13 protein-coding genes and 1 tRNA gene are annotated in these 15,686 nt (G+C 73.1%); 11 read left to right on the top strand and 3 right to left on the bottom strand.

What is annotated here, in order from left to right:
* The first annotated feature begins 16 nt into the window (after window positions 1-16).
* The 10 genes from dusB to JOE38_RS03010 all read left to right on the top strand — a co-directional run bounded on the left by dusB (window position 17) and on the right by JOE38_RS03010 (window position 13,461).
* Window positions 17-1,243 carry a tRNA dihydrouridine synthase DusB gene (dusB, locus tag JOE38_RS02965; RefSeq protein ID WP_204574792.1) on the top strand — a complete coding sequence of 409 codons (1,227 nt, stop codon included), beginning with the start codon at window positions 17-19 and terminating at the stop codon, window positions 1,241-1,243.
* Window positions 1,233-2,507, top strand: coding sequence for a deoxyguanosinetriphosphate triphosphohydrolase (locus JOE38_RS02970; protein WP_204574793.1), 1,275 nt, complete (start codon window positions 1,233-1,235; stop codon window positions 2,505-2,507). The genes dusB and JOE38_RS02970 overlap by 11 nt, the downstream gene beginning before the upstream one ends.
* Before the next feature lie 61 nt (window positions 2,508-2,568).
* Window positions 2,569-4,461 (top strand): DNA primase, encoded by a 1,893-nt coding sequence (dnaG, locus tag JOE38_RS02975; protein WP_194674023.1) that lies wholly within the window; start codon window positions 2,569-2,571, stop codon window positions 4,459-4,461.
* A 200-nt stretch (window positions 4,462-4,661) separates the two neighbouring features.
* Window positions 4,662-6,317: an ABC transporter substrate-binding protein gene (locus JOE38_RS02980; RefSeq protein WP_204574794.1), complete on the top strand. Its 1,656-nt coding sequence runs from the start codon at window positions 4,662-4,664 to the stop codon at window positions 6,315-6,317.
* Between the two features lie 147 nt (window positions 6,318-6,464).
* Window positions 6,465-7,547, top strand: coding sequence for an ABC transporter permease (locus JOE38_RS02985; RefSeq protein ID WP_307838903.1), 1,083 nt, complete (start codon window positions 6,465-6,467; stop codon window positions 7,545-7,547).
* Between the two features lies 1 nt (window position 7,548).
* Window positions 7,549-8,574, top strand: coding sequence for an ABC transporter permease (locus tag JOE38_RS02990; protein WP_204574796.1), 1,026 nt, complete (start codon window positions 7,549-7,551; stop codon window positions 8,572-8,574).
* Window positions 8,571-10,283, top strand: a complete 1,713-nt coding sequence (locus tag JOE38_RS02995; RefSeq protein ID WP_204574797.1) for a dipeptide ABC transporter ATP-binding protein — start codon at window positions 8,571-8,573, stop codon at window positions 10,281-10,283. The genes JOE38_RS02990 and JOE38_RS02995 overlap by 4 nt, the downstream gene beginning before the upstream one ends.
* Before the next feature lie 113 nt (window positions 10,284-10,396).
* Window positions 10,397-11,353, top strand: a complete 957-nt coding sequence (locus JOE38_RS03000) for an ABC transporter ATP-binding protein (RefSeq protein ID WP_204574798.1) — start codon at window positions 10,397-10,399, stop codon at window positions 11,351-11,353.
* 110 nt (window positions 11,354-11,463) lie between these two features.
* Window positions 11,464-12,369 (top strand): D-isomer specific 2-hydroxyacid dehydrogenase family protein, encoded by a 906-nt coding sequence (locus JOE38_RS03005; protein WP_204577116.1) that lies wholly within the window; start codon window positions 11,464-11,466, stop codon window positions 12,367-12,369.
* Window positions 12,370-12,432: 63 nt separating this feature from the next.
* Entirely contained in the window at window positions 12,433-13,461 is a 1,029-nt protein-coding gene (locus JOE38_RS03010; RefSeq protein ID WP_204574799.1) for a lactonase family protein, read from the top strand.
* 28 nt (window positions 13,462-13,489) lie between these two features.
* Here JOE38_RS03010 and JOE38_RS03015 read toward each other — a convergent pair whose 3' ends face one another.
* The 3 genes from JOE38_RS03015 to def form a co-directional block, all read right to left on the bottom strand.
* Window positions 13,490-13,855 (bottom strand): hypothetical protein, encoded by a 366-nt coding sequence (locus JOE38_RS03015; protein ID WP_204574800.1) that lies wholly within the window; start codon window positions 13,853-13,855, stop codon window positions 13,490-13,492.
* A 77-nt stretch (window positions 13,856-13,932) separates the two neighbouring features.
* A tRNA-Asn gene (locus JOE38_RS03020) sits at window positions 13,933-14,005 on the bottom strand.
* A gap of 77 nt (window positions 14,006-14,082) precedes the next feature.
* The gene (gene def, locus JOE38_RS03025; RefSeq protein WP_204574801.1) at window positions 14,083-14,649 is read right to left on the bottom strand and encodes a peptide deformylase; all 567 of its coding nucleotides are present in this window, start codon (window positions 14,647-14,649) and stop codon (window positions 14,083-14,085) included.
* Between the two features lie 39 nt (window positions 14,650-14,688).
* On the opposite strand from def, the gene JOE38_RS03030 reads away from it, so the two are divergent.
* Entirely contained in the window at window positions 14,689-15,600 is a 912-nt protein-coding gene (locus JOE38_RS03030; protein WP_204574802.1) for a DMT family transporter, read from the top strand.
* Window positions 15,601-15,686 lie beyond the last annotated feature (86 nt).

The following is a 15,686-nucleotide window of genomic DNA, read 5'->3' on the forward strand; positions in this document are numbered from 1 at the left end:
GGAGAATCGAGCCGTCATGTCCTCTCCGACCCTCGCCCCCGTCCCCTCCGCGGCCGACGCGCCCGGCGCCCCCGCGCCCGCCGCCGAGCCCGCCCTCCGCATCGGCGGCATCCCGCTCGACGTGCCCGTGGTGCTCGCCCCCATGGCCGGCATCACCAACACCGCCTTCCGCCGCCTGTGCCGCGAGTTCGGCGCGGGCCTCTACGTCAGCGAGATGATCACGAGCCGCGCCCTCGTCGAGCGCACGCCCGAGTCCATGCGGCTCATCACACACCACCCGTCGGAGAAGGTCCGGTCCATCCAGCTCTACGGGGTGGATCCGAAGACCGTGCGCGAGGCCGTCACCATGCTCGTCGCGGAGGACCGGGCCGACCACATCGACCTCAACTTCGGCTGCCCGGTCGCCAAGGTCACGCGCAAGGGCGGGGGAGCGGCGCTCCCGTGGAAGCTCGGGCTGTTCACCGACATCGTCGAGGGCGCCGTGAAGGCGGCCGGCGACATCCCCCTCACGGTCAAGATGCGCAAGGGCATCGACGCCGACCACCTCACCTACCTCGAGGCCGGGCGCGCCGCCGAGGGCGCCGGCGTCGCCTCCATCGCGCTGCACGCGCGCACGGCCGCCGACTACTACAGCGGCCACGCCGACTGGTCCGCCATCGCCAAGCTCAAGCAGGCCATCCACAGCGTCCCCGTGCTCGGCAACGGCGACATCTGGGCCGCGGAGGACGCCATCCGCATGATGGACGAGACGGGCGCGGACGGCGTCGTCGTCGGCCGCGGCTGCCTCGGCCGCCCGTGGCTCTTCGGCGACCTCGCCGCCGCATTCCACGCGCGCGCCGCCGGCCTCGATCCCGCCGACACGCCCCGCGCGCACCCGTCGCAGGGCCAGGTCGCCGACACCTTCCGCCGCCACGTCGAGCTCCTCGCCGAGTTCTTCGAGAGCGAGGAGCGGGGCTGCCGCGACGCGCGCAAGCACGTCGCCTGGTACTTCAAGGGCTATCCCGTGGGCGGCGACCTGCGGGCCGCGCTCGCCTCGGCGTCCTCGCTGGAGGAGATCGACGGCCTGCTGGCCACGCTCGACCGCGACCAGCCGTACCCGGGTGCGGGCGCCGAGGGCGCGCGCGGCCGCCAGGGCAGCATGAAGCGCACGGCGCTGCCCGACCGCTGGCTGGAGAGCCGCGACATCGACGCGCAGGATGCGATGGAGATCGCGGACGGGGAGATCCACAACAGTGGCGGCTGAGGGCACGACGACGAGGTCCACGTACAGCGAGACCGACGCCGAGCGCTGGTACCCGGAGCAGCACTCGTCGAGGCGGAGCGACTTCGCGCGCGACCGCGCCCGGCTCCTGCACTCCAGCGCGCTGCGCCGCCTGGCGGCCAAGACGCAGGTGCTGAGCCCCATGGCCGGGCTCGACTTCGCGCGCAACCGCCTCACGCACTCCCTCGAGGTGGCGCAGGTGGGCCGCGAGCTCGCCTCCAGCCTCGACCTGGATCCCGACGTGGTCGACACCGCGTGCCTCGCGCACGACATCGGCCACCCGCCCTTCGGCCACAACGGCGAGCGGGCCCTCAACGACTGGGCGTCCGACATCGGCGGCTTCGAGGGCAACGCGCAGACGCTGCGCCTGCTCACGCGGCTCGAGCCCAAGGTCGTCGGGCCGGAGGGGCGTCCCTACGGCCTCAACCTCACGCGCGCCAGCCTCGACGCGAGCTGCAAGTACCCGTGGCCGAGCTCGCAGTCGGTGCCGGATCCGTCGGGCCGCGGCAAGTTCGGCTTCTACGACGACGACGTGGCCGCGTTCGAATGGCTGCGCGAGGGGGCGCCGGTCGGCCGCAAGTGCATCGAGGCCGAGGTCATGGACCTCAGCGACGACATCGCCTACTCCGTGCACGACTTCGAGGACGCCATCGTCGGCGGCTACGTCGACGTGCGGGCGCTCGGCGCCCGGGTCGACCACGAGGAGCTCGTCGACTCGATGGTCGCGTGGATCGGCGGGGCGCACTCGCACGAGGAGCTCATCCAGGCGTTCGACCGGCTCGACTCGCTCGACGTGTGGGTGGACGAGTACGACGGCGGCCGCGGCGCGCAGGCGGCGCTGAAGGACCTCACGAGCCAGCTCATCGGCCGGTTCGCCGGCGCGGCCACGCAGCTCACGCGGGCCACGCACACCGACCGCAGCCTCATCCGGTTCGGCGCGCACGTCGTCGTGCCGCGCGCCATCCAGGCGGAGATCGCCGTGCTCAAGGGCATCGTCGCGGCGTTCGTCATGTCGAAGAACACGCGACAGCCCATCTACGCCCGCCAGCGCGAGGTGCTCGCGGGCCTCGCCGACGCCCTGCACGCGCGCGGCGCCGACGAGCTCGACCCGGGCTTCGCGGGCGACTGGCGCGAGGCCGCGGACGACGGCGCGCGCAAGCGCGTCATCGTCGACCAGGTCGCCAGCCTCACCGACCAGTCGGCCATCTCCTGGTACGAGCGCCTGTGCGCCAGGCCGGTCTTCTGATGCCCGCGGGGCGCGGTCGCGGGCCCCGGGTGGCCGAGGGCGCCCGACGTAGGATGAGCCGATGGCCCTGATCCGCAAGAGCGACATCGACGAGGTCCGCTCCCGGGTCAACCTGGGCGACGTGGTGGGGGAGTACGTCACCCTCAAGTCCGCCGGCGTCGGATCCCTGAAGGGCCTCTGCCCCTTCCACGACGAGCGCACCCCGAGCTTCCACGTGCGGCCGCAGGTCGGCTTCTACCACTGCTTCGGCTGCGGCGAGGGCGGCGACGTCTACACGTTCCTGCAGCGCATGGACCACGTCACGTTCGCCGAGGCCGTCGAGCGCATGGCGCAGCGGATCGGCTACCAGCTGCACTACGAGGACGGCCAGGCCGCCACCGACCAGGGCAACCGCTCCCGGCTCCTCGGCGCGAACGAGGCGGCCGCGGAGTTCTTCGTCGAGCAGCTCGGATCCGAGGAGGCGGAGATCGGCCGCACCTTCCTCGGGGAGCGCGGCTTCGACCAGGGCGCGGCGCAGCGCTTCGGCGTCGGCTTCGCCCCGCAGAGCTGGGACGCGCTGTCCTCGCACCTGAAGGCCAAGGGATACACGGAGGCCGAGCTCGTGACCGCGGGCCTCCTCAGCCAGGGCGACCGCGGCGCCTACGACCGGTTCCGCGGCCGGCTGGTGTGGCCCATCCGCGACTTGACCGGCGCCACCGTCGGCTTCGGCGCGCGCCGCCTCCGCGAGGACGACAAGGGCCCCAAGTACCTCAACACCCCCGAGACGCCCGTCTACCACAAGAGCTCCGTGCTCTACGGGCTCGACCTCGCCAAGCGCGACGTGAGCCGGGGCCGTCAGGTCGTCGTGGTCGAGGGCTACACCGACGTCATGGCGTGCCACCTCGCGGGCGTCACGACGGCCGTCGCCACGTGCGGCACGTCGTTCGGCGTCGACCACATCAAGGTCCTCCGCCGCGTGCTCGGCGACGACAGCGGGCTCGGCGAGGTCGTCTTCACCTTCGACCCCGACGCGGCAGGCCAGAAGGCCGCCATGCGCGCGTTCTCCGAGGAGCGCCGCTTCGCCGCGCAGACCTACGTCGCGGTCGGCCCCGAGGGGCTGGATCCCTGCGACCTCCGCCTCACGCGCGGCGACGACGCCGTGCGCCGCATGATCCAGGGCAAGAAGCCCATGTTCGAGTTCGCGATCAAGCAGATCCTCGCCGACCACGACCTCGACACCGTCGAGGGGCGGGTCGCCGCGCTGCGCGCCGCCGCCCCCGTGGTCGCCGACATCCGCGACCCGTCGCTCCGCCCCGGCTACGCGCGCGAACTCGCGGGCTGGCTCGGCATGGACCTCACCGAGGTCGGCCGCGCCGTCCAGACCGCCGGACGCAGCATGCCCGCCGACGGCGCCGACCGCTCCGGCGGTGCGCCGCAGGGCCGGCACGCGCAGGGCGGGCACGGCCCGGACGACGACGGCGCCGGCGACGCCTCCCGCTCGATGTCGCTCATGGACCTGCCGACCGACCTCGCCACCCGGCTCGAGCGCGACGCGCTCATGGCGATGCTGCAGCACCCCGAGCTCGTGGGGAACGACCTCGTGATGCGCGCCGCGCAGGTCACGTTCGTCAACGAGAGCCTCGCGGTCGTCCGCGACGGCGTCATCGGGAGCATGGACGCCCTCGGCGGCGCGGACTGGCTGTCGCGCGTGGCCCTCGAGGTGCCCGAGTCGTTCGCGACGCTCGTGAAGCAGCTCGGCGTCGCACCGCTGCCGAACCGCGGCGACGCCGACAAGCTCGCCGTGTACGTGAAGGGCGTCACGGCCGAGCTCGTCGGGCGCGACCTGCTGCGCCGCAAGGCCGACCTCATCGGGCGGCTGCAGCGCACGGACGCGACGCACGAGCGCGAGCGGTACCAGGAGATCCAGCGCGAGCTCATGCAGGTCGAGGCCGAGCGCCGCGCGCTCCGCGAATAGCCGGCACCTGTTCGCGCGGGCCGCGATCCGCACCGGATTCACACGCGCCTGCCATGTTTCATTCGTGTGAAGAAGCGTCCCCGCGCGTCCCCCGGGTCCGGGCTGCTGTTTCCCGTGTGTTAGAAATCATGCACAGCACAGCGTCCGTGTCTTCCCGATGCGCGGGCGCGAATCCCCTTCATGAAAGAGGCACTCGGAACATGACGTCCGCATTCACCCGGCGCTCACGCGTCCTGCTCGCCACGGCCGGATTCTCCGCCGCGGCCCTCGTCCTCGCCGGCTGCTCCGGCGGATCCGGCGACCCGCTCGCCGAGGACGGCGCGTCAGGCGGCGGATCCATCGTCGTCGGCACGACCGACAAGGTCCTCTCGCTCGACCCGGCCGGCTCCTACGACAACGGCTCGTTCGCGGTGCAGAACCAGGTCTACCCGTTCCTGTTCAACAGCCCCTACGGCAGCCCGGACGTCGAGCCCGACCTCGCCGTCTCCGGCGAGTACACCTCGCCGAACGAGTTCACGGTCGAGCTCAAGCCCGACCTGAAGTTCGCCAACGGCCATGCGCTCACCGCGAGCGACGTCAAGTTCACGTTCGACCGCATCGCGACCATCGCGGCCAACGGCGCCGACAACGGCAACGGCCCGTCGTCGCTCCTCGCGAACGTCGAATCCGTCGCGGCGCCCGACGACACCACCGTCGTCTTCACGCTGAAGACCGCGAACGACCAGACCTTCGAGCAGGTGCTCTCCAGCCCCGCCGGCCCCATCGTCGACGAGGAGGTCTTCCCGGCCGACGCGCTGGCCGACCCGGCCGCCATCGTCGCGGCGAACGCCTTCGCGGGCCAGTACGTCATCACCGACTTCCAGCTCAACCAGCTCGTCGCCTACGCGCCGAACGCCGACTACCAGGGCGTCCTGCCGAAGGCCGCGAACGGCGGCGTGACCGCGCGCTACTACGCGGACGAGACCACGATGAAGCTCGCCGTGCAGAACGGCGAGATCGACGTCGCGGGCCGCTCGCTCGGCGCGACCGACATCGCGGACCTCAAGAAGGACGACTCCGTCCAGGTCATCGAGGGCCCCGGCGGCGAGATCCGCTACATCACCTTCAACCTGAACACGCAGCCCTTCGGCAAGACCACCGGCGAGGCCGACGAGGCCAAGGCCCTCGCCGTGCGCCAGGCGGCCGCCGACCTGATCGACCGCGAGGAGCTGTCGACCCAGGTCTACAACGGCACCTACACGCCGCTCTACTCCTACGTGGCCGACGGCCTCTCCGGCGCCAACGAGGCGCTCAAGGGCATCTACGGCGACGGGAACGGCGGGCCGGACGCGGACAAGGCCGCGAAGGCCCTGGCCGACGCCGGCGTGCAGACGCCCGTCGCGCTGCAGCTCCAGTTCAACCCGGACCACTACGGCGCCGGCTCGGACGACGAGTACGCGCTCATCAAGCAGCAGCTCGAGGCGACCGGCCTGTTCCAGGTCAACCTGCAGTCCACGATCTGGGACCAGTACAGCAAGGCCCGCGTCAACGACGAGTACCCGGCGTACCAGCTCGGCTGGTTCCCCGACTACTCGGACGCGGACAACTACCTCACGCCGTTCTTCTCCCCGCAGTCCTTCGTGAAGAACCACTACGACAACGCCACGGTGACGGACCTCATCACGCAGCAGCTGTCGGAGGCCGACTCCACGAAGCGCGCCGAGATCATCGGCCAGATCCAGGACGACGTCGCCGCCGACCTGCCGACCCTGCCCCTGCTCCAGGGCTCGCAGGTCGCGGTGGCCGGCAAGGGCGTGGACGGCGTGACGCTCGACGCGTCCTTCAAGTTCCGCTACGCCCCGATCACCAAGGGCTGATGAGGCCGACGGGAGGGCGCTCGATAGGCTGACGCCCTCCCCGGATGGGGCGTCCCGCTGCGGCGGGACGCCCCACTCCTGTGTCTCCCGCGGTGCCCCGCCGCCCGCTCCTCCGACGACCTGAAAGGCCCATCCGCCGTGACCGTCATCCCGGACGCCGTACCCGCGTCCGCGCCCCCCGGGGCGCAGCCCAAGGCCCGGAAGCAGGGGATCGGGCTCGGCCAGTACATCCTCATCCGCGCCGTGCTCATCATCCCGACCGTCTTCATCCTCGTGACGCTCGTCTTCTTCCTCATGCGCATCGTGGGCGACCCAATCTCCGCCGCCGTGGGCGACCGCCTCACCCCGGAGCAGCTCCAGGAGCGTCTCGCGACCGCGGGCTTCGACCGGCCGCTCATCGTGCAGTACGTCGAGTACCTCGGCCAGATCGCCACCGGGAACTTCGGCCGCTCGCTCACCGACAACCGGCTCATCAGCGAGGTGCTGCTGCAGTACGGCTCGGCCACGCTCGAGCTCGTCGTCTACTCGCTGATCGTCGCCTTCGTCATCGGCATCCCGCTCGGCCTCGTCGCCGCCTACTTCAAGGACCGCACGCCCGACGCCGTGCTGCGGATCCTCGCGATCCTCGCCTACGCCACGCCCGTCTTCTTCGCGGGCCTGCTGCTGAAGCTCGTCTTCTCCGTCTGGCTCGGGATCCTGCCGCTGTCGGGCCGCGCCGACACCCGCGTCGAGGTCGCCCTGGGGAGGCTGGAGAACCCGACCGGCATCTACCTGATCGACGCGCTCCGCCTCGGCAGCCCCACCGCCGTCAGCGACGTGCTCGAGCACGCGGTGCTCCCGGCGCTCGCGCTGGGCCTCCTGACCGCGGGCATCTTCCTCCGGCTCGTGCGCACCAACGTCATCTCCACGCTCGGCACCGAGTACGTGGACGCGGCGCGGTCGCGCGGCGTCGGCGAGTTCCGGCTCACGACCCGGCACGCGCTGAAGCCCGCGCTCATCCCGATCATCACCGTGGTGGGCCTGCAGATCGCCGTCATGCTCGGCGGCGCGGTGCTCACCGAGACCACGTTCGAGTGGCGGGGCCTCGGCTTCCAGCTCGCGCAGTACCTGGCGGCGCGCGACTTCGTGGCCGTGCAGGGCATCGTGGCGCTCCTGGCCGTGATCGTCGCGGTCACCAACTTCATCGTCGACGTCATCGCGGCGCTCATCGACCCGCGAGTGAGGTACTGACATGACCGACACCACCACCACGGCGCCCGCGCCCGCCCCCGCGCGCCGCACCCTGTTCCAGCGCCTGCCGCTCATCTCGCACGTGCGGCAGAGCGTGGGGCTCCAGCGCGGCATGCTCGTCGCCGGCATGGTCATCACGGGGATCTTCATCCTCCTCGCGGCGTTCGCGCCGCTCATCGCCCCGTTCGGCTTCGACCAGGACCGGGACGACGCGGGCTCCTTCACGCGCCAGGCCGCCCCCGACGCCGCGCACATCTGGGGCACGACGGTCGGCGGCTACGACGTGTTCTCCCGGGTCGTCTGGGGCACCCAGACCGCGCTCTCGGTCGTCGTGATCGCCGTGGTCCTGTCGCTGTTCGCCGGCGTGCTGCTCGGCGTCGTCTCGGGCTACCTCGGCGGCTGGCTCGACCGGATCCTCGTGGTCATCGCCGACGCCATCTACCCCTTCCCGACGCTGCTGCTCGCGATCGTCGTCAGCATCGTGCTGACCGGCGGGCAGTCGAGCCTCTGGGGCGGCATCCTGGCGGCGGCCGTGAGCATCACGGTCGTCTACATCCCGCAGTACTTCCGGGTCATCCGCGCGGAGGTCGTGCGGCTGAAGGCGGAGGCGTTCGTCGAGAGCGCGAAGGTCATCGGCACGTCGACGCCGCGGATCATGTTCGTGCACGTGCTGCGGAACTCCACGCGCACGCTGCCGCTGATCCTCACGCTCAACGCGTCCGAGGCGATCCTCACGCTCGCGGGCCTCGGCTTCCTCGGCTTCGGCATCTCGCCGACGTCGGCCGCGGAGTGGGGCTACGACCTCAACCGGGCGCTCGCGGACACCGCGAGCGGCGTCTGGTGGACGGGCGTCTTCCCGGGCGTCGCCATCGTCCTGCTCGTCCTCGGGCTCACGCTCGTGGGCGAGAGCGTGAACGACATCTCCGACCCCAAGCTGCGTGCCCGCAAGCGCGCGAAGACGAGGGACATCTCCGACCCCCAGCCGCGTGCCCGCAAGCGCGCCGACAAGAAGAAGGTGTCCACATGAGCGACGTCGTCTCGATCCGCGACCTCGGCGTCACCTTCGCGACCGACGGCGGCGACGTCCGCGCGGTCGACGGGGTGTCTCTGACCGTCGCACCCGGCGAGATCCTCGCCATCGTGGGGGAGTCGGGCTCGGGCAAGTCCGTCACCGCCCGCACGATCCTCGGCCTCCTGCCCGACACCGCCGTCACCGCCGGGGCCGTGCTCCTCAGCGACCGGACGGGGGCGGGCGCGGTCGACGTGCTCTCCATCTCCGCCGACGAGCTGCGCCGCGCGCGCGGCCGCGACGTCGCGATGGTGTTCCAGGAGCCGTCGACGGCGCTCAACCCCGTGCACACGGTGGGCTGGCAGATCATCGAGGGCCTCCGCGCCCACGGCCGCGTCTCGAAGAAGGAGGGCCGCGCGAAGGCGATCGACATCCTCCGCCGCGTGGGCATCCCCGACCCCGAGACCCGCGTCGACCACTACCCGCACCAGTTCTCCGGCGGGCAGAAGCAGCGCGTCGTCATCGCGATGGCGCTCGTGCTGGATCCGGGGCTCATCGTCGCCGACGAGCCGACCACCGCGCTCGACGTCACCGTGCAGGCCGAGATCCTCGACCTGCTGCGCCGATGCCGCGACGAGTTCGGCGCCGCCGTGATCCTCATCACGCACAACATGGGCGTCGTGGCCGACCTCGCCGACCGCGTGGCCGTCATGTACCGCTCGCGGCTCGTGGAGCAGGCCGACGTCGCCACGCTCTTCGCGTCGCCGAAGGAGGAGTACACGCGGAACCTGCTGGCCTCCGTCCCGAAGCTCGGCGAGGGCGTCGCCGCGACCGTGGAGCGCGCCGCGGTGCGCACCCGGGCGCGCGCGGAGTCGGCCACCGAGGCGGCGCCCGTCGTCGTCGCGAAGGGGCTCGAGATCGAGTACCCGGGGCGCCTCGGCTCGCCCGCCTTCCGCGCCGTGAAGGGCGTCGACCTGCGCATCGAGGCGGGTGAGGTCCTCGGGCTCGTGGGGGAGTCGGGCTCCGGCAAGACCACCATCGGGCGCGCCATCGCGGGACTCACCAACGTGACCGGCGGATCCCTGCAGGTCCTCGGCACCGAGATGCTCGGCGTGCGCGAGCGCGACTTCCGGAAGCTCCGCGCCGACATCGGGTTCGTGTTCCAGGACCCGGCGACGAGCTTCAACCCGCGCCTCACGATCGCCGAGTGCGTGGCCGAGCCGCTCATCGTGCACGGCCGCGCGAAGTCGCCGCAGGCCGCGCGCGGCCGCGTCGACGAGCTGCTCGAGGCGGTCCAGCTGCCGAAGGCGTTCGGCGACCGGTACCCGCACGAGCTCTCGGGCGGGCAGCGCCAGCGCGCGAGCCTCGCCCGCGGGCTCGCGCTCGAGCCGTCGCTGCTGGTCGCGGACGAGCCCACGAGCGCGCTCGACGTGTCCGTGCAGGCGCGCGTGCTGGAGCTCTTCGCCGAGCTGCAGCGCGAATTCGGGTTCGCGGCGCTGTTCATCAGCCACGATCTCGCCGTCGTCGACCTGCTCGCCGACCGCATCGCCGTGCTGTACCGCGGCGAGCTCGTGGAAGAGGGGACGGGCGCCGAGGTGCTCGGGAACCCGCAGCACCCGTACACGCAGCGTCTGCTGGCGTCGCTGCCCGTGCCGGACCCGGGCGAGCAGGCCGAGCGCCGCGCCCGGCTGCACGCGCTCCGGGCCGCCGAGCGGGCCGCCGGCTAGGCGGCTCCGAGCGGGGCCCGGTCGACCCCGGGCATGATGGGTCGGAACCCGCATCCGTCGTGCGGCCGGTCACGCCGGCCGGCCGCACGATCACGCCGAGGACGGAGCAGCGAATGACGCACACCCCCCGAGATACCGGCGCGGACGGCGCATCCGCCGAGCCCGTGCTCGACGCCCGCGACCTGCGTCTGGCGTACCCCGCGCGCCGCGGGGCCGAGACGCCGCCGGCCGTCGACGGGATCACGCTGCGGATCCAGCCCGGCGAGGTCCTCGGCGTCGTGGGCGCGAGCGGATCCGGCAAGTCGTCGCTCGCGCGCGTGCTGGCGGGCCTCATCCCGTCGGGCGACGAGGGGGCCGCCGTGCCGCGGATCACGGGCGGCGACGCCTCGGTGCTCGGCCAGGGCCTCCGCCGCATGGGCCGCCGCGCCCGCACGCGCACCACCTACGGCATCGGCTACGTGCCGCAGGACGCCGGCACCACGCTGCACCCGCAGCTCACCGCCAGCGAGGCCATCGCCGAGCCGATCTTCTCCCGCGACCGCCGCTTCGACAGCCAGGTGGCCGCCCGCCGCGTCGTCACGCTCCTCACGGCGCTCGACCTCCCGCCCGGCACGCAGGACCGCTACCCGCACGAGCTCTCCAGCGGCCAGCGCCAGCGCGTCGCGCTCGCCCGCGCGCTCGTCCTCGGCCCGCGCCTCCTCATCGCCGACGAGCCGACCTCGGGCGTCGACGTCATGAGCCGCGTCGCCGTGCTCGACCTCCTGCGCGACCTCCAGTCCCGCGGCGGCTTCTCCGCCCTCGTGGTCAGCCACGACCTCGCCGTGGTCGAGCGCCTCACCGACCGCCTCGCCGTGCTGCATCGCGGCACCCTGGTCGGCTACGGCGCGATCGACGACGTGCTCGCGGATCCCACGCACCCGTACGTGCAGGGGCTCGCGGAGTCGCGCACCGCGGCGGACGCCGGCCGGGAGCCCGCGGAACGGGATCCGGACCCCGCCGAACCGGTCGTCACCCTGCGATCCCCTGAACCGCCCGCCCGCGTCCCGCACCCCAGGAGGCCCCGCACATGACCGACACCACCGCACCCGCTCCCGGCCCCCGCCGCGTCCATCGCGCGGTCGACGGCGCCACCCCGCACCGCCTCACGGGCGACGCGCGTCCCATCCCCGGCCCGATCGCGATGCTGCCGCGCACCGAGGAGGCCTACCTCGAGGCCGTCCGCGAGGCCGGCGGCGAGGTGGTCGAGCTGTCGGAGGAGACCCGCGGCATCGTCTGGCTCTCCATCACCCGCGCCGCCGAGCTCACCGACACGCTCGCCGCCAACCCTCAGGTCCAGTGGGTGCAGCTGCCGTTCGCGGGCGTCGACGCCTTCGCCGCGACCCTCCGCGAGTGCGATCGGCCGGACCTCGTCTGGACGAGCGCGAAGGGCGCCTACTCCGAGCCGGTCGCGGAGCACGCCCTCGCGCTGACCCTCGCGACCCTGCGGCAGCTGCCGGAGCGCGCCCGGGCGACCTCGTGGGGATCCTCCGCGGGCCTGTCGCTCTACCGCTCCGAGGTCGTCGTGGTCGGCGCGGGCGGCATCGCGCTGGAGTACATCCGGCTGCTCGCCCCGTTCGACTGCTCCGTGACGGTCGTCCGCCGCAGCGGTGACCCCGTCGAGGGCGCCGACCGCACCGTCACGGCCGACCGGCTCGACGAGGTGCTCCCCGGCGCCGACGTCGTGATGCTCGCCGCGGCCAGCACCGACGACACCGCCGGGCTCATCGGCGCCGCGCAGCTCGCCGCGATGAAGGACACGGCCGTGCTCGTCAACATCGCCCGCGGCGCGCTCATCGACCCCGACGCTCTGCTCGACGCGCTGCGCTCGGGCGCCATCCACGGCGCGGGCCTCGACGTCACGTCGCCCGAGCCGCTGCCCGACGGCCACCCGCTGTTCTCCGAGCAGCGCTGCATCGTCACGCCGCACACCGCCGACACCCCGGACATGGTGCGGCCGCTGCTGGCCGAGCGGATCCGCCTCAACACCGAGGCCTTCCTCCGCACGGGGGACTTCGTCGGCATCGTCGAGCCGAGCTCCGGCTACTGACGCGCGTGCCGTCGACGGCACGGCCGCCCGCGCCGCGTCGGGCCCCGTAGGGTGACAGGCGTGATGACGCCCGAGGAAGCCGCCGTGCCCGAGGTCTCGATGTGGGCGGGCGGCTACACCGCCGACGCGGGCGGATCGGGCGTCGGCATCACGGCCCTCGCGGTCGATCCCATCACGGGCGACCTCGCGGTCGTCGGCACGGCGGTGGAGACGCCGTCGCCCTCGTTCCTCCTCGCGCACGGCGACATGGTCTACGCGGTGGGAGAGGCGGCCGACCGCGTGGAGGCGTTCCGCCGGGGGCCGGGCGGCTCGCTGCAGTGGGCGGGCGGACAGCCGAGCGGCGGATCCGGCCCCTGCCACCTGCACGTCGTCGACGGCCTGCTCCTCACCTCGCACTACGGCGACGGCACCGTCGCCGTCCACCCCGTCTCGCATGACGGCACCCTCGGCGAGGCGATGCAGCTGCTCGCCGCCGAGGGATCCGGTCCGCGCCCCCAGCAGGACGGCCCGCACGCGCACGCGACGCTCCACGTCGGCGGCGGCGTCGTCCTCAGCGCCGACCTCGGCACCGACGCCGTCCACGTGCACGCGCTCCGCGACGGACGCCTCGACCGCATCGGCGCCGTGGCCCTCCCGCCCGGCACGGGGCCGCGGCACATGGCCCTCCTGTCGTCGGGCCGCGTGCTCCTCGTGGGCGAGCTCGACGGCACGCTGCACGCGCTCGAGGGCCGGGGCGCGTCCTGGCACCTCGCCGCATCCACCGCATGCGCGGCCGAGCCGGACGCGCGCGACTCCGCCGCCGAGGTGCGGGTGTCCTCCGACGAGCGCCTCGCGTACGTCGGCCTCCGCGGTTCCGACCGGATCGCGGTGGTCGGCATCGCCGCCGACGGCGCGCTCGCCCCCGTCGCCGCGTTCGACTGCGGCGGCGCGACGCCCCGCCACCACGTCGTCGTCGACGACGGCCTGCACGTGGCGAACCAGGGATCCGGCACGGTCGCGTCCTTCCGGCTCGACCCGGCGACGGGGCTGCCCACCGCCGGGCCCGCCGTGATCGCGGTGCCGAGCCCGACCTACCTGCTCCCCGTCGACTAGCGGGAGCGCACGTCCGGGCGCGTGCGGCTCAGCGCAGCAGGAGGGGAGCGGCCGCCCGGATCTCCTCCTCGACCCCGAGACCGCGCCAACCGGACGCGGTGAACGCCCGGCCGTCGACCCCGTTGCGGTCCATCAGGGCGAAGCCGACCGCGCGGATCCCCGAGTACGCGATGAGCACGGGGCGCACGGGGTCGGAGACGAGGCGCACGATGCGCTCGCGCCGGGCCTCGAGGACGGGCAGCGTGTCCGCGGGCCCGTCGGCCGGTCGGACGAGGATCGCGTCGGCGACCGGGTCGTCGGGCGCGGCGTCGCGCGAGCGGACGTCCGCGTCGAGCAGCGGCCACAGCCGGTCCGCGTCGTTCGGACGCGCGACCACGACCTGGAACATCCCCATGTCCCGACGCTACCCGGCGCGGGCCAGCGCCAGCGGGCAAAGTAAAAGGCCCCGCGGGTGGAGCCGCGAGGCCTTCGCTCCCCGAGTTGGACTCGAACCAACAACCTGCCGGTTAACAGCCGGCTGCTCTGCCAATTGAGCTATCGAGGATCACGTGGAGCAACCTGCAAAGCGTAGCAAAGAAATCGGTCGCCTCCGGTCACCGGGTGTCGACCCGGGCGCGTCCCTCAGTCCTCGAGGTGGTCGCGCCCCGGGAGCCACGACTGCCCGGGCACGCCCCAGCCGCTCTTGCGGATGACCTTCGCCACCGGCTTCCGGTGCTCGTGCGCGAGCCGGTCGGTGTACAGCAGGCCGTCGAGGTGGTCGAACTCGTGCTGCAGGATGCGCGCGAACCACCCGGCCGCCTCGATCTCGAAGGGCGTGCCGTCGAGGTCGACCGCGCGGAGGATCGCCCGGTCGGCGCGCACCAGCGGGAAGCGCTCGCCCGGGAAGGAGAGGCAGCCCTCCTCCTCGGTGTCCTCGTCGGCCTCGCGCACGGCGACGGGCGTGATGAAGAGGTCCGGGTTGACGGCGACGCCCCGCAGCGGCTCGCCCTCGTCGGTCTCGTACGAGTAGACGAACACGCGCAGCGGCACACCCACCTGGGGCGCCGCGAGACCCACGCCCGGCGCCTCGTCCATGGTGTCGTACATGTCGGCCACGAGGGCGCGCAGGTCGTCGTCGAACGCCTCCACCTCGCGGGCCGGGGCGTGCAGGACGGGGTCTCCGGTGATCCGGATGGGGAGGACGGCCATGCTGCCGATGATAGGCGGACCGCCGGGTAGGGTCGGGGCGTGCCCTTCGACGCCAGCCCCGTTCTCCAGGCCGCCTCGTTGACCCCGTACCAGGCGCTCGGCATCCCGATCGCGCTCGTCGGCGCCGTGTTCCTGTCCCTGGGCGCGCAGCTGCAGTCGCAGGGCGTGGCGAAGATGGAGGCGCGCGGGAAGAAGAGCACGGCGGGCCTCAGCCTCCGCCAGCTCGGCGCGCTGCTCGGCCGCCCGTCGTGGGTCGCCGGCACCGTGATGCTCGGCCTCGCCATCGTGTTCCAGCTCGCGAGCCTGCGCCTCGCGCCGCTCATCGTCGTGCAGCCGCTCGGCGCGGTGGCGCTCGTGGTCACGGCCGTCCTCAACTCCCGCGCCACGGGCAAGCGGCTCGACCTCAAGGCGAAGCGGGCCGTCGCGCTCTGCATCGGCGGCGTCGGGCTCTTCGTGGTCTTCGCGGCCGTCTTCGCCAAGGAGACGCCCATCCGCACGCCCGAGCTCATCACGATCCTGGTGATCCTCGCCGTCGTGCTCGCGCTGCTCGGCGGCCTCTTCCTCTACTTCCGCCGCCACGTGCGCGCGATCTTCTACATCATCAGCGCGGGCGTGCTCTACGGCTTCGTCGCGACGCTCGCCAAGGTCGTCATCAACCGCCTCACGACGGGCGACTTCGACGTCCTCACGGCCGTGTGCATCGTGGCCCTCGTCGCCGCGACGCTGCTCGGCGCGTACTTCGTGCAGACGGCCTACTCGTCGGGACCGCCGGACCTCGTCATCGCGGGCCTCACGGTGGTCGACCCGCTCGTCGCCGTCTGCATCGGCGTGACCGTCCTCGGCGAGGCCGCGGACGCGCCGTTCTACGCGGGCGTGGCCTTCCTCGTCGCGGGCGCCGTGGCGGTCGTCGGGGTGTTCCAGCTCGCGAAGCACCACCCGCACGCGTCCTGAGGCCGCGACCGGCCGCATCGCCTGCCCGGCGCCGGACACCCGGAGGCGGCTGCCGCGACCGCGGTGCGCCGTCGGGCCGCCCCGGG

It is taken from the genome of Clavibacter michiganensis (genome assembly GCF_016907085.1).
Lineage (GTDB): Bacteria > Actinomycetota > Actinomycetes > Actinomycetales > Microbacteriaceae > Clavibacter > Clavibacter michiganensis_O.

What these genes read in the sequence shown, in the direction of transcription:
- JOE38_RS02995 (WP_204574797.1), top strand. Translation starts at nt 8,571, where the DNA reads ATGAGCGACGTCGTCTCGATCCGCGACCTCGGCGTCACCTTCGCGACC.
- JOE38_RS03015 (WP_204574800.1), bottom strand. Translation starts at nt 13,855, where the DNA reads ATGGGGATGTTCCAGGTCGTGGTCGCGCGTCCGAACGACGCGGACCGG.
- dusB (WP_204574792.1), top strand. Translation starts at nt 17, where the DNA reads ATGTCCTCTCCGACCCTCGCCCCCGTCCCCTCCGCGGCCGACGCGCCC.
- dnaG (WP_194674023.1), top strand. Translation starts at nt 2,569, where the DNA reads ATGGCCCTGATCCGCAAGAGCGACATCGACGAGGTCCGCTCCCGGGTC.
- JOE38_RS02990 (WP_204574796.1), top strand. Translation starts at nt 7,549, where the DNA reads ATGACCGACACCACCACCACGGCGCCCGCGCCCGCCCCCGCGCGCCGC.
- JOE38_RS03000 (WP_204574798.1), top strand. Translation starts at nt 10,397, where the DNA reads ATGACGCACACCCCCCGAGATACCGGCGCGGACGGCGCATCCGCCGAG.
- def (WP_204574801.1), bottom strand. Translation starts at nt 14,649, where the DNA reads ATGGCCGTCCTCCCCATCCGGATCACCGGAGACCCCGTCCTGCACGCC.
- JOE38_RS02980 (WP_204574794.1), top strand. Translation starts at nt 4,662, where the DNA reads ATGACGTCCGCATTCACCCGGCGCTCACGCGTCCTGCTCGCCACGGCC.
- JOE38_RS03010 (WP_204574799.1), top strand. Translation starts at nt 12,433, where the DNA reads ATGACGCCCGAGGAAGCCGCCGTGCCCGAGGTCTCGATGTGGGCGGGC.
- JOE38_RS03005 (WP_204577116.1), top strand. Translation starts at nt 11,464, where the DNA reads ATGCTGCCGCGCACCGAGGAGGCCTACCTCGAGGCCGTCCGCGAGGCC.